This window comes from Endozoicomonas atrinae, from assembly GCF_001647025.1.
GTDB classification, from domain to species: Bacteria; Pseudomonadota; Gammaproteobacteria; order Pseudomonadales; family Endozoicomonadaceae; genus Endozoicomonas; species Endozoicomonas atrinae.
The window spans coordinates 1-13,173 of record NZ_LUKQ02000157.1; the positions used below are offsets into that span (position 1 = coordinate 1).

At 47.7% G+C, this 13,173-nt stretch carries 12 protein-coding genes; 4 read left to right on the forward strand and 8 right to left on the reverse strand.

Annotation, left to right across the window (positions count from 1 at the left end; genetic code table 11):
* Window positions 1-260: 260 nt before the first annotated feature.
* On the forward strand, window positions 261-818 hold the full coding sequence (locus AK963_RS18665; RefSeq protein WP_066016951.1) for a hypothetical protein: 558 nt from the start codon (window positions 261-263) through the stop codon (window positions 816-818).
* Window positions 819-905: 87 nt separating this feature from the next.
* Here AK963_RS18665 and serS read toward each other — a convergent pair whose 3' ends face one another.
* A complete protein-coding gene (serS, locus tag AK963_RS18670; RefSeq protein WP_066016952.1) occupies window positions 906-2,195 on the reverse strand; it encodes a serine--tRNA ligase in 1,290 nt (429 codons plus the stop codon).
* Window positions 2,196-2,345: 150 nt separating this feature from the next.
* Window positions 2,346-2,747: a fluoride efflux transporter CrcB gene (crcB, locus tag AK963_RS18675; RefSeq protein ID WP_202969808.1), complete on the reverse strand. Its 402-nt coding sequence runs from the start codon at window positions 2,745-2,747 to the stop codon at window positions 2,346-2,348.
* 414 nt (window positions 2,748-3,161) lie between these two features.
* On the opposite strand from crcB, the gene AK963_RS18680 reads away from it, so the two are divergent.
* A complete protein-coding gene (locus AK963_RS18680; protein ID WP_066016953.1) occupies window positions 3,162-4,967 on the forward strand; it encodes an amidase in 1,806 nt (601 codons plus the stop codon).
* Window positions 4,968-5,069: 102 nt separating this feature from the next.
* Here AK963_RS18680 and AK963_RS18685 read toward each other — a convergent pair whose 3' ends face one another.
* The 4 genes from AK963_RS18685 to AK963_RS18700 all read right to left on the reverse strand — a co-directional run bounded on the left by AK963_RS18685 (window position 5,070) and on the right by AK963_RS18700 (window position 10,084).
* Window positions 5,070-5,447 carry a nuclear transport factor 2 family protein gene (locus tag AK963_RS18685; RefSeq protein ID WP_066016961.1) on the reverse strand — a complete coding sequence of 126 codons (378 nt, stop codon included), beginning with the start codon at window positions 5,445-5,447 and terminating at the stop codon, window positions 5,070-5,072.
* Between the two features lie 164 nt (window positions 5,448-5,611).
* On the reverse strand, window positions 5,612-6,934 hold the full coding sequence (locus tag AK963_RS18690) for a replication-associated recombination protein A (RefSeq protein ID WP_066016954.1): 1,323 nt from the start codon (window positions 6,932-6,934) through the stop codon (window positions 5,612-5,614).
* Window positions 6,931-7,650, reverse strand: a complete 720-nt coding sequence (gene lolA, locus AK963_RS18695; protein WP_066016955.1) for an outer membrane lipoprotein periplasmic chaperone LolA — start codon at window positions 7,648-7,650, stop codon at window positions 6,931-6,933. The genes AK963_RS18690 and lolA overlap by 4 nt, the downstream gene beginning before the upstream one ends.
* Window positions 7,651-7,672: 22 nt before the next feature.
* Window positions 7,673-10,084, reverse strand: coding sequence for a DNA translocase FtsK (locus AK963_RS18700; protein WP_083232758.1), 2,412 nt, complete (start codon window positions 10,082-10,084; stop codon window positions 7,673-7,675).
* Between the two features lie 222 nt (window positions 10,085-10,306).
* Between AK963_RS18700 and AK963_RS18705 the strand changes: the two genes are divergently transcribed.
* Window positions 10,307-10,972: a potassium channel family protein gene (locus AK963_RS18705; RefSeq protein WP_083232759.1), complete on the forward strand. Its 666-nt coding sequence runs from the start codon at window positions 10,307-10,309 to the stop codon at window positions 10,970-10,972.
* A 57-nt stretch (window positions 10,973-11,029) separates the two neighbouring features.
* Here AK963_RS18705 and AK963_RS18710 read toward each other — a convergent pair whose 3' ends face one another.
* Both AK963_RS18710 and AK963_RS18715 read right to left on the reverse strand, forming a co-directional pair.
* Window positions 11,030-11,461 (reverse strand): DUF1579 family protein, encoded by a 432-nt coding sequence (locus AK963_RS18710; RefSeq protein WP_066016957.1) that lies wholly within the window; start codon window positions 11,459-11,461, stop codon window positions 11,030-11,032.
* A 2-nt stretch (window positions 11,462-11,463) separates the two neighbouring features.
* The gene (locus tag AK963_RS18715; protein ID WP_066016958.1) at window positions 11,464-12,516 is read right to left on the reverse strand and encodes an ADP-ribosylglycohydrolase family protein; all 1,053 of its coding nucleotides are present in this window, start codon (window positions 12,514-12,516) and stop codon (window positions 11,464-11,466) included.
* A 203-nt stretch (window positions 12,517-12,719) separates the two neighbouring features.
* Between AK963_RS18715 and AK963_RS18720 the strand changes: the two genes are divergently transcribed.
* On the forward strand, window positions 12,720-12,959 hold the full coding sequence (locus AK963_RS18720) for a YecH family metal-binding protein (protein WP_066016959.1): 240 nt from the start codon (window positions 12,720-12,722) through the stop codon (window positions 12,957-12,959).
* The last annotated feature ends 214 nt before the right edge of the window (window positions 12,960-13,173 follow it).

The following is a 13,173-nucleotide window of genomic DNA, read 5'->3' on the forward strand; positions in this document are numbered from 1 at the left end:
GATCATCCTGAGTTTTAATCTGACTGGCTATTTGATCTACCAGTTTTTCGTTGATTTCAACGCTCATTGTTATTCTCCATTTTGGAGTATTAACGACAAGCGTTTACACAATTTAAATTACATTCCCACGGGCAGCAGAAAATCAGTCAGAAAGACCTGTAGAATACCAATCAAATGCTTTACTTTTGTCATCGAGTTCCTCTGAAAGCCTGGTCTCTTTTTCATCGTGCTCAACAACATCATCCCTTGATAACCCTCGAATGATCAGCCCAAGCTCATGGGACAACCTTTACTTCGATAATGAAGGAGGCCAGGAAGTCAAAGCAGAATGGCAGAAGGTTGCAGCATCCCTTGAAGAGGCTGATAGGTCAAAGGCTTCAGAGTTGGAAATGTACAGAATTAGTAGAAACTTCTTTAAGCTCTTGACTGCATCTGAACACCGTTCTGTATCACTATGGAATAGTGAACTGAGAAATTCTTTGATTCGAAATATGAATGAATTCATTTCTCCGAGAAAATATTGTGATTTGCACGACTGTATTATCAATATTCAATTGATGAACGCATTTTATGAAGAAAATCAACAGGCCTTCAAGCAACTGTCCCTTGGAGAACCCACAGCTAGAATTACTCGATCAGAGTCTCGAAGAGAGGCATTAGTTTCTGTAACAGCATTGAGAGATGCACTAAACAAATCTGCTATGCCTCACCAGCCCGAGAGCAAACAATATTCATCAACAAACATCCGGTGGTATGAGGAAAATACAGGGCAAAGGCTAGTATTGGATGAATCCAATAAGCCGTGGGAACCTGGGTGAACATTTAACGAAACAAAGCTGGGCAGCATTAATTCAGATGGGATAGAACGAATAGGCTTCCAAAAGGAAGCCTATTTATGACAAAGATTATTCAATAATCTTCAAACCACCCATATAAGACTGAAGTGCTTCAGGCACATGGATACGGCCTTCTTCATCCTGGTAGTTTTCCAGTACAGCCACCAGAGTACGGCCCACGGCAAGACCTGAACCATTCAGCGTATGAACCAGCTCAGGCTTGCCAGACTCATTACGGAAACGAGCCATCATACGGCGGGCCTGGAAATCAACACAGTTGCTGACGGAAGAGATTTCACGGTACTGATTCTGAGCTGGCAGCCAGACTTCAAGATCATAGGTCTTGGCAGCGCCAAAGCCCATATCGCCGCCACACAGTGCAACCACACGATAAGGAAGGCCCAGCTTCTGCAGAATGGCTTCGGCATGTCCGGTCATCTCTTCCAGGGCATCGAAAGATTTCTCAGGATGGACGATCTGAACCATCTCAACTTTTTCGAACTGGTGCTGACGGATCAGACCGCGGGTATCACGGCCATAACTGCCCGCTTCACTACGGAAGCAGGACGTATGAGCCGTCAAACGAATTGGCAGTTGACCTGCTTCAACAATCTGCTCACGCACCAGGTTAGTCAGAGTAACTTCGGCAGTAGGAATCAGGAAAAACTGCTTCTGCTCAGCCCCGGTGTCATCATCACAGGCGGTCTTGAACAGGTCTTCACCAAATTTTGGCAGCTGCCCAGTACCGTAAAGCGCTTTGTCATGAACCAGTAGAGGGGTGATGACTTCTTCATAACCGTGTTCAGTAGTCTGAACATCCAGCATAAACTGGGCCAGTGCACGGTGCAGTCGGGCAATTTTTCCACGCAGCATGGCAAAGCGGGAGCCGGAAATATTTGCTGCCGCTTCGAAATCCAGACCCAGGGCTTCACCCAGATCGACGTGGTCTTTAACCTCAAACTCAAACTTCCGTGGCTCACCCCAGGTACGAACCAGAACATTATCGTTCTCGTCCTTACCTTCTGGCACAGAACTGTCTGGCAGGTTAGGCACTTCCAGCAACAGGTTATTCAATTCATCCTGCAGTTCGGACAGGGCCTGCTCATTTTCCTTAAGCTCGGCATTAACCTGATCCATGCGCTCTTTAAGTGCCGAAACATCACCACCCTGCGCCTTGATCTTGCCAAATTCCTTGGAACCCGACTTACGTTCGCTCTGCAGCTGCTCAGTTTTAACCTGGAGCGACTTGCGACGCTCTTCCAAAGAAACCAGACGCTCAACATCCAGTTTGTAATGCTTCTTTAACAGCTGTTCTGCCACAGCTTCAGGAGTGCTGCGAACGAGCTTAGGGTCTAGCATATTCCTACCAAATTAACTGATTGGACGATGGTTTACATCCCCGGATTTAGAAGCCATTTTTAATGTACAGGCTCCGATCAGGGTAACCAGAAGATCATACACCATGAGAACGAGACATTCGATAAAGATAGTTACAGATCGTGGTGATCGTCACCCGTTCAGAATGACTCGAATGCCCTGATAACCAAACCAGGTACCCACGAGGCACAAAATAACACTGGCCAGCATATAAGCTACTGCCTCAACAAACCGATCAGACTGGAAAAGCCGGAAAATATCCAGTGAGAAAGTGGAAAAGGTGGTTAATGCTCCAAGCAAACCTACCGTGGCAAAATCTTTCCAGATTGGCGGAAGCAAGCTTTTTTCTACCAGACAATACCAGCCAATTCCGATAAAAAACGAACCAATAATGTTCACCGTCAACGTCGGCAGCGGAAATAGCTGATCATTCCCGGATTTGGCATACCACTCATAAACCAGTGAACGTGCCAATGCGCCAAGGGCTCCGCCGGCTGCTACTGCAAGGTAGTTCAGCATATACGGGTATTGCATCAGAGGTTCCTTTTCAGATGGAGATACAGAATTATTGAATCATAGCCATGAAACGGTTCTAACTATATCAAAAGGCCATCTACAGCCAAAAATATACTTGGCAATAAGGGAATCATCCAAAAGTTAACAGTTCAGAAGCATAAGAAATGAACTCAATCGAAGATGTGTACTCTAGAAGTGGAGTATGAACAACCCGAAAGATTATTTATGTTTATTAAAACAAGCACAACATCAACATTATGGGCACCTTTTTTAATACTATTCATAAGTGCATCTGCTACAGGACTGCCCCATATTTCGACTGAAGAAGTCAGACAGTCCCTCGATCCTCTAAGGCATTTTACAAAATCATTTGTTCCCTCATGGCTGGCACGGTCTGATCAGTCTTATGGGTTTGAGCTCAGCAGCAAGAGAATGCTGTTAAATTTTGCCTCTGATCCCCAGGCGAATGTTTTATGGCTATTGAGTTCACCCTCTTATGATGCTCAGCAGTTCAGACGAAAGAGAGAACAAATAGTCAGGGGTTTACTGCCAGAGAGTGGTATTACGCCCGAGAGCCCGACACTTTTTGGTGAACAGGAGCTTAAGGATTTAAACCCTGGCATTCCGAAGCGAAATAGCCAGAGAATATATGAGACCAGCATTGAGCCTCCAGGCTCAGGGTCAGCGATCTTTCAAAGGTTAAATAGTGCTGGCGTGAGTAGAATTTCATACTTTCACAACCTGTATGCAACTGATCGCATACAACCCGATGTGCTGGTCAAAGATTTTTACTGGTGGCTGGATCATGACACGCCATGGCATGTGAGAGACATGATCATTAAGCGAAACGAGGCACTTGCCATCAATCAGGCCCTGTCTTCTTTAAGTAGATGGAAAAGATGCCGGGAGCTCTATTCCGGAGACGTTCAGAAATGCCGTCATGCTGGAATCATTAAAGCTCTCGATGGCATCCCAATAGTCGTCAAGGATGAAGTGAGCGTACCCGGGTATACCACTTCCTATGGGCTGGATCCCTGTCGAGTGAGTATGAGGTTTCCAGTTCATAGTGAAGAAAGTCAGTCAGAAGTGGTTAAGGGGATGACTGATGAGGGTGCCATCGTCCTGGGCAAAAGCAATCAGCATATTTTCGGTCTGGGCGCTTTTGGTCTGAATCCTCATTACCCTCGAATGGGCAATATTTTCAACAGTGCCTATATACCTGGTGGATCCTCCAGTGGATCTGCCATGTACGTGGCTGTCGGTGGTCCGCTGGCAATAGGTACCGATGGTGGAGGCTCTGTCTCAATTCCCGCTGCCAATAATGGCGTTCCCGGACTAAAGCCAACCGAGGGCAAAATTACCACACGAAATTACGATGACGCAGCCCCAGGACTTGTTGCCATTGGTCTGCTGGGACAGACATTCTCAGATCTTGCAGAAGGCTACAGGGTGACCAGCCAGAAATGGCCTACAAATGATGTATTTGAAGCGTTGACCGATCTACGAATTGGTATTGATCCTGGATGGTTCCAGCATGCATCCAGTGATGTCGCCCAAACAACCTTAACTTGCCTGCAAACCCTGATCAGTAATATTGAGTCAAATGATAGTATAGCCCCGGAACTGATGGCAATGGACTTCCTGCCTGATAGCCATGAAAAAGCATTATGGGATACCCACGCAGTTCTGTTTGGTCGGGGTGAAGCTGAAGGTAAAGCGGACTTCATCGATAAGGGGATTCCAGCCGAAATTGAACTGGCATTGATTATGGGCCTTTCTCTTAATATGAGCACCATTGAACGGGCGCAGGAAAATAAGAGAAGGCTGACTCATCATGTTCAAAACAACATATTCTCAAAAGTTGATGTTATTGCCATGCCCACAGTGCTGACAACAGCACCAAAAGCTGAACGGCCCTGGATCCAGATATTTGATAATGGTGAGCTGAATCTTGCCAAAACCTACCTGATGACAGCACATACCGGGCTTGCAAACTTAACCGGAAGTCCTAGAGTCAATATTCAATGTGGTTTTGACAAAGACAATCTGCCTATTGGTTTGCAGCTGATGGGAGATAACCACAGCGAGTATCTGTTGATGATGCTTGGAGCAATGGTGGAACAGAGTATTTCAAAGAGAGATCAGGAACATAATGCATGGAAATTCAGGCCCAACTTTAACCCATTGGTCAACAGCTTACCTTCTGCTGACCAGCATGATCTTAAAGCAAAGCTTTAACCTGAAAATACAAAACTGGGAACGGGCTCTGTTTAAGAATCGTAGGAAAAGTGAGCCCAGGGGGTGTTACCAGCTGGTTTTGTGGCCAGTTGGTAACGCCCCCTAGTACATGGTGTTTCCATTATGAGAATGGCCCGGGATTTGTTGAATAGAATCCCAGTGTTCTACGATTTTTCCCTTCTCATCAAACCTGAAAAAATCCATCGTGATGTATTCATCATTATCAGGCCATACCTGGTGAGTATGCAGAGCTACCATATTTCCCTCAGCAATTGCTCTGACAAAACTTATCTCTTTTTCGGGGTAGTCTTCTTTCATGCGGGTAAAATAGTCGACCAGTCCTTGTTTCCCATTGGCGACATCCGGGTTGTGCTGTATGTACTCATTGCCCCCATAGAGGTCAAACGCTTTTGCTGGCTCCCCCTGATAAGCCATCTGGTAAAATTTAATCGCATTCAGTTTATTTTGCTTCAGATCCATATTCGACACCTCGACAACTGATCGATACAGTGCAAATTCAGTTAAGCGATAAACGTAGACGACATAGTCAGCCCTTACCACATTGGCTAACATTAGTTTCAGTTCAAGATTGGCTGTGATTATGACAGGTCATAAATATGATTGGATAATATCATTAAAAACCATCATTGTTGAGCACTCTCTTCATCAAGACGCCTGAGCCAAGCCAGCTTTTCCTTAATCTTAATCTCCAACCCACGATCATTCGGCTGGTAATAGCCCGGAGCATCCATCTCCGCAGGAAAATAACGTTCCCCTGCAGCATAGGCATTGGGTTCATCATGGGCATAACGATAGCCATCACCGTAGCCTAGGCTTCCCATTAACTGGGTCGGAGCATTTCGCAGATGATGAGGTACCTCATAGGATGGACTGCTTTTAACGTCAGCCAATGCCGCTTTCCAGGCTTTGTAAACCGCATTACTTTTTGGTGCACAGGCGCAATAAACCGTTGCATGGGCCAGAGCCAGAAGCCCTTCCGGCGTCCCCAGCCGCTCAAATGCCTGCCAGGCATTAATGGCAATCTCCAATGCTCGAGGGTCCGCATTACCTATATCCTCACTGGCGATGGCCACCAGCCTGCGAATGACATAGAGCGGATCTCCCCCTCCGTCGACGATACGAGCAGCCCAATAGAGCGCTGCATCCGGGTTAGAGCCACGAACTGACTTATGGAATGCTGAAATAGTGTCGTAAAAGGTATCGCCGCCTTTATCAAAACGACGACCTGTATCAGCAAGAATGGCCTGAATAGCCTCGGAAGTGATAATCCCGTTCTCAGCCAGATCTGACGCAACTTCCAAGGTGTTGAGTGCCTTACGACCATCGCCGTCAGAATAACGAATCAGAATATCCCTGGCACTTTTGTCAAGCTGGATCCCCTTGCCCCCCAGCCCTCTCTCTTCATTGGTCAAGGCCTGATCAACAAGCTGGCCAACCGCTTCCTCACCTAATGACTTGAGTACATAGACCCTGGCTCTGGAGAGCAATGCATTATTAAGTTCAAACGATGGGTTTTCGGTAGTGGCCCCGATAAAAATAACGGTACCATCTTCTATATGGGGCAGAAATGCATCCTGTTGGGATTTGTTAAACCGATGAACCTCATCAACAAACAGTACCGTTTTTCGCTGATAAAACCGATGCTCATCCTTTGCTCTTGCTACCGCTTCCCGTATATCTTTAACCCCGGAAAGTACTGCAGAAAGAGTTTCAAAGTGGGCATCGGTTTTCGTAGCAATCAGTCTGGCCAGCGTTGTCTTGCCAACACCGGGAGGCCCCCAGAAAATCATGGAGTGGAGCATGCCCTGCTCCAGTGCTTCCCGCAGGGGCTTTCCTCTTCCTAGAATATGTTCCTGGCCCAGGTATTCATCGAGCGTTCGGGGACGCATTCTCGCCGCCAGGGGCTCATAGCGATCAGCTGCGGGGGCATCAAAGAGTGAGGTCATACCCCACTCTCATCAATAATATCGAAACCGGCCTTCTCTAATTTTTTCAGGTCCGGTTCAAAGAGTTTATTATCTATCGGTTGATTGAGATTCACCCGGGTAAAATCAATGCGTCGCTTGCCACCAAGAGAGTCCACGATACTGATGGCGGAAATTCCATCTCTGGAGAAATGAATTTCCAGCATTTCAAAAAGATCCGACGCTTTACGGGGTCTCAGGGTATAAACCACCTCAGGACCATAGTTCATGCGAGTCACAGCGTACTCTGTCAGAAACTCACTGGCATCACCACTGAGCAGTTGCACGGCGGTAGGCCCTGACTGGTTATCCTGTTTTTTAATCACCACTTGCTTAAAGTCAGGGTCCAGCATCCAGAGCTTGCCACCTTTGGCAATGATCTCCTGGTTAAACGGAGAAGTGATGTTCCAGCGAAACTGATTTGGCCGCTTCAGCTGCATACTTCCCTTCTCAACTTTAGGGCGTCCACTTTTATCCATGGTACTCTGAGAGAAATTGGCACTGACAGTCGTCATCGCCTGCAGCTTATTAGCCAGCTCTACAGTCGCTTTCTCATCATGCTTTATACTGGCAGGCGTACTGCTTTCAGCCCTGGCCACCATAGAGGGCTGAACTGGTTCCTGCTCAGCAGACCAGACTGGCATGCTGATCGCGAAAACCATTGGTAAAACAACTGATAACCGAGTTTTCTTCATCATATAAATGATCTTATCTGGATAATTAATGCTTGGGCGGTGGTGGAGCAATGACTTCACGATTGCCGTTACTCAATGCCGGACTGACGACACCTGCCGCCTCCATGGCTTCAATCATTCGGGCTGCCCGGTTATAACCGACTTTCAGCTGTCGTTGAACCGAAGAAATGGATGCCCTGCGTGACTCGGTTACAAAGGCAACGGCTTCATCGTACAGCGGGTCCTGCTCACTGTTATCCAACCCGCCGGAGAATGCACTGCCTTCAGAGCTCTCGCTGACACCGTTCAGAATCTCTTCAACAAAATCCGGGGTGCCCCGCTGCTGCCAGTCTGCAACTACCCGGTGCACCTCATCATCAGCAACAAATGCACCATGAATACGAACAGGAACACTGGTTCCCGGGGGGAGGTAGAGCATATCACCATGCCCCAGTAACTGTTCAGCGCCCCCCTGATCGATAATGGTTCGGGAGTCAATCTTACTGGATACCTGGAAACTGATACGTGTGGGAACGTTGGCTTTAATCAGGCCGGTAATAACATCAACAGATGGACGTTGCGTGGCCAGAATCAGGTGAATACCTGCTGCCCGCGCCTTTTGTGCGATACGGGCAATAAGTTCTTCTACCTTTTTACCAACAATCATCATCATGTCGGCAAATTCATCAACGACGACGACGATAAATGGCAGTGTGTCTAACTCTGGCGCCACATCTTCTGCAGAAACGGGCTGATAGAAAGGATCCCTTAGTGGTTCCCCCTTTTCAAGGGCGTCTTTCACCTTCCGGTTATAGCCGGCAATGTTACGTACCCCCATATGCGCCATCAGCTTGTAACGACGTTCCATTTCTGCAACACACCAGCGCAGGGCATTGGCCGCCTCTTTCATGTCCGTCACCACCGGAGCAAGAAGATGCGGAATACCATCATAGATCGACAACTCCAGCATTTTGGGGTCAATCATGATCAACCGCACATCTTCCGGGCTGGACTTAAACAGCATGGACAAAATCATGGCATTGATACCAACAGACTTACCAGATCCGGTGGTACCGGCGACCAGAAGGTGCGGCATTTTAGCAAGATCAACAATCACCGGTTGACCTGAAATATCATGGCCCAATGCCAGGCTGATCGGAGACTGTGCATCATCAAAGGCCCTGGATGAAATGATCTCACTGAAGAAAACGGTTTCCCGGTCATCATTCGGTATCTCAATACCCATGACCGACTTTCCGGGAATGACTTCCACCACCCGGACACTGACAACGGCCAGAGAACGGGCCAGGTCACTGGCTAGATTGGTAATTTTACTGGCCTTGGTACCAGGAGCCGGTTGAATCTCAAAACGGGTAATTACCGGCCCGGGATGAACGGCAACCACTTCGACATCAACGTTGAAGTCTTTTAACTTCAGTTCCAGCAACCGGGACATCGCATCCAGTGACTCTGGACTCATGGCCTTGCCGGAGTGGCGGGCTTCATCGAGCAACGAGACGGTTGGTAAACTTCCGAGCGGGGTATTTCCCACCAGAGGAAGCATTTTCTCCTTTGCTGGAGGAGGAACAATAACCGGGGCTTTGGGCTTATCGACTTTCTTTTCTGCCATTGCCGGTGCAGCCGGAGGTGTATATTTTTCCTGAAGTTTTAACGCAGGCTCCTGCTTTTTGACAGGCGGTATAATGCCTTTCTCCGGTTGCTTTTGCTTTCTGGCTTCGAGCTTCTCTTTCAAATCAAGATAAATAGCAACCGACCGCTCTTTGCAGTATACAGCCAGGCGCAGGCTCCAATAGCCAACACTGTCCATCAGACGAAACCAGGAAAGATCGGTATAAAGCGTCACTCCAAGAAGAAACAGGGCCATCAGCAACAGTGTACTGCCTGTAACATTAAATGCTGGCAGGAACTGCTGAACAAGCAGCTCTCCAATAATTCCGCCGCTGGACGATGGAAGCAGCTCACTCAACGCATGATAGTGAAGTGAAGCCAGGGCGGCACCTGAAGCAATGGCCAGAATAAACCCCATACTGCGAATCAATAGTAACCAGGAATTCCATTCATCCGGTTCATGGCGGTAGCGAAAAACCTTGATAGCCTTCACTACCAGAATAACCGGTACCATCCAGGCCAGAAACCCAAACAGGGTTAGCAGCAGGTCAGCAGACCATGCCCCAATTCTGCCGGCACTGTTGGCAATGTCTCTGACCGAGCCAACATGAGACCAGCCAGGATCGACCTTATCATAACTAACCAGGGCCAGGGCCAGAAAAGCGGCCAGTACCAACCAGCCAAACATAATACCTTCGCGCACCCGTAATGAGAGGGTTTCCGTCACCACGTCCCCCCGGATTGAACGCTTGCGCCGTCGAATAGAAACAGACTCTTCGGGCTGATCATTGTCCGACTGATTACTCTTTTTGCTAACCGACTCTGACATTCGGCTCCCTGAGATAACTGACTATAAACACAGTAGTTTAACCTGAGAAGATAACACGAGCCCTGAACTGCGGACAATCCTGCAACCTTATTCAACAGAGCCTAAGAACAAACATCGGCCAGTAGCATACGAATAAACAGTTTTTGTAGCCCCTTATCTCCCCACAGGGTATTTTAGAGAGCTCTCTATTATTTAGACAGTGCCCTTATAGGCCAGCTACGAATGTTACGACGATCCTTCCTGAATTTTTCACAACGAGTGAGCCGCAACCCGGATGCTTCACTTGGCCTGCTGCTAGCCACTCTGATATGCAGTATCGTATTCTCCCCTATCTTCATGGAATACCAATCCATAGGGGGAACGCTCTTTTCCTGCCTGATGATTGCAAGCCTGGTTCTTACCCTGAGGTCGCTAACGGAAAACAGCCCAAAAACCCGTCTCTGGTTACAGATCACTGGTATTGCCATAGTCATACTCAGGGCAGTCGTTGAGTTTCCAAACCCACCAGACTGGCTGCCCTTCTTTACCTTGATAGCCAGCATGCTGTTCCACCTGGGTATGATGTTGATGTTGATCCGGCACCTTTTCAGCGTTAAGCCTCAGGCAGAGAAATTATTGGCTGCTATCAACTTCTATTTATTGACGGGCATCACCTTCAGTTATCTTTACCTGCTGGTTAACCTGTTTACTCCCGGTGCCTTTGATCTTGCCAATCAGAGTATTTCCAGCTGGCCGGATTACCTCTATTTCAGTTTTGTCACCCTGACCACACTGGGTTATGGAGACATCCTCCCCCTAAGCTCTCTGGCGCAAAGTCTGGTATCTCTCGAAGCTATCATAGGTGTTCTGAGCCCAACGGTCATGATTGCAAGGTTTGTTGGGAAATAACGAGTAAACGCAGGGAATTTGATGGCAGCGGATAAACTGCCACTATCATCAATTGTGTTATAGGCGGGAAAATTCAGAGACTGACTGGTAATCCGGAAATGTCATCCCCGGGTTCAGCAGAACGTTAAAATGATCGTCATCAAGAAATTCAGTGGTCATTACCCTTCTGTCTGAATCCGATGTGGCTTGTGATAAGACCAGCTTTTCATTCTCTAACTGGCCATGATAATAGACGATGCCTTCAACGTTGCTACCAGCCCAGGCACACTCAAATCGACTCTTACTGCTGTTATAGGTAAGCATCCCCTGCATTCGCACTGGCTCAGCCTCTGCTGAGTTCGCAATGTACTGGGCCATCACACCCCGGCCATTATTAACCAGTGCTCCTGTCTGAACGCCAGGGAACGTGCATTTTTCATTATCCCGGTATATGTGAGACTGGACACGAAACTCACCTACAAACGTTCTCAACACGTTTTGCCACAACATCACTACTCTCTCATCATGTCTGCCAGCATCAAATAGCGGTCACTGTCATGGAGCCCCTTCAACAAATGATCCGGAATCGACTCCAGCCCATTCATGGTCCCCAGGAGAACACCCGTTAAAGCGGCTCTGGCCATATTATTGCCGCCCCCGTTAATAGCGGATAATACTCCCTGTTCAAATTGATCCGGGTAGCGGTGCATCAGGTAATAAGCACAGGGAAGCTGATGAACAAGTTGGCAATCCATACCATAGACCTGACTGATATGGAGGGCAGGTTCTATATGAACCGTGCCTGTTTGCCATGCCACCTGCCCATTTCCCGGAGTCAGGAGATTATCGTAACGCTGTATTGCAGACATCACATCAGTACGTTTTGCCATACCTGTTAAGTAGTCCGGCAACTCAATCAGCGGAATTCTATTAGCCATGGCTTGAACCACCAGGGCAAATACCAGTGTATTCTGTCGTATAAAAGACTCACGATAGAATGTCAGGAGGAGTTTTCCTGCAGCGTCAACCAGCTCAACCGGGTCATCAATAACCAGCGCCAGCAGGGATACAAACTGTGCACCCTCTGTGGTATCGCAGCCTGATGCAATCTGAGGATCTCCCCAGTGTAAACCGGTTCGACGCACCCTGATCAGGTCCACCATCAATTCATCGGTATATCGCCCTGAAAATGACTCACCGGACAATGGCGCAAAGAAATCATCAAGCCGTTCAAGAAAGTCGGCCAGTACGAAGCCATCACAACTGGCCAGAGATTCAAGCAACAATACAATCACCTGGCCCGTCTGGGAAAGGTCTCCGGCCCTGACTCCCTGCTCATATCGATAATGACTGATGTTGGCAAAACCATGGCTACCATTAACCGTAGGATCCTGGTAAGTATCAATCCAGGTGCCATAATCCTGTGCCAGTTGATCAAGGTCATAATACCACTGGGTGCCAACACCCAGGGCATCACCAATGAGCAAGCCAGCCACACCACCCTTTACCCGACTCAGTTTATCAATGTCTGTAGGGTATGATCTGACGGTAGGTGTTGACGTCATAGAGCGGCCTCACATAAAACCACATATACCTTATGAACATAGTTGAATTTAGTGGCTGTCGCAGGGTATTAGCACCTGTTTCACACACAGGCATTTGGAACAGAGAGCAAGCAGTAGACCTATACGAATATATACGACTGTTTAATTACATTAGTCAGAGTATTGTTGACTGAAGTCTACGCTATTTATATGAGAATAAGCCCATGGAATCCGTACACGGTCATAATGTACTGAACCTGATCAAGGAACAGGAAGTAGTGCTGAGCAAAGAGGCGCTCCTAACCGCTATCTCAGCAGCATTTGGAGAACAAGCACGTTATCACACTTGCTCCGCACGCGAACTGACGGCGGAAGAGCTTGTTGATCAGTTCGTTGATAAAGGTAAGCTGATCGAAACAGGTGAAGGTATCCAGTACAAAGGGTGCAACTGCCACTGTCATTAAAAAAAGCCCGTTTACGGGCTTTTTTTCGACTGATACTTCTTCAGACCTATTGGACAGAAACAAAAAACCGGTCACAAGAACCGGTTTCAAAGAGCCTGTAAATAATTCTGTGTAAACGCCACCAAAACTATTACTCCTTGAACCGGTCAGGAAACATAATTTCAAACCGGTTCATGGCTGCTTTCCAGTTCCTGATCGGCATGGTCCATTTCTC

Coding starts and splice junctions, on each gene's coding strand:
- AK963_RS18690 (WP_066016954.1), bottom strand. CDS start 6,934: ATGACCTCACTCTTTGATGCCCCCGCAGCTGATCGCTATGAGCCCCTG.
- serS (WP_066016952.1), bottom strand. CDS start 2,195: ATGCTAGACCCTAAGCTCGTTCGCAGCACTCCTGAAGCTGTGGCAGAA.
- AK963_RS18680 (WP_066016953.1), top strand. CDS start 3,162: ATGCTGTTAAATTTTGCCTCTGATCCCCAGGCGAATGTTTTATGGCTA.
- AK963_RS18715 (WP_066016958.1), bottom strand. CDS start 12,516: ATGACGTCAACACCTACCGTCAGATCATACCCTACAGACATTGATAAA.
- lolA (WP_066016955.1), bottom strand. CDS start 7,650: ATGATGAAGAAAACTCGGTTATCAGTTGTTTTACCAATGGTTTTCGCG.
- AK963_RS18700 (WP_083232758.1), bottom strand. CDS start 10,084: ATGTCAGAGTCGGTTAGCAAAAAGAGTAATCAGTCGGACAATGATCAG.
- AK963_RS18685 (WP_066016961.1), bottom strand. CDS start 5,447: ATGGATCTGAAGCAAAATAAACTGAATGCGATTAAATTTTACCAGATG.
- AK963_RS18710 (WP_066016957.1), bottom strand. CDS start 11,461: ATGTTGTGGCAAAACGTGTTGAGAACGTTTGTAGGTGAGTTTCGTGTC.
- AK963_RS18720 (WP_066016959.1), top strand. CDS start 12,720: ATGGAATCCGTACACGGTCATAATGTACTGAACCTGATCAAGGAACAG.
- AK963_RS18665 (WP_066016951.1), top strand. CDS start 261: ATGATCAGCCCAAGCTCATGGGACAACCTTTACTTCGATAATGAAGGA.
- AK963_RS18705 (WP_083232759.1), top strand. CDS start 10,307: ATGTTACGACGATCCTTCCTGAATTTTTCACAACGAGTGAGCCGCAAC.
- crcB (WP_202969808.1), bottom strand. CDS start 2,747: ATGCAATACCCGTATATGCTGAACTACCTTGCAGTAGCAGCCGGCGGA.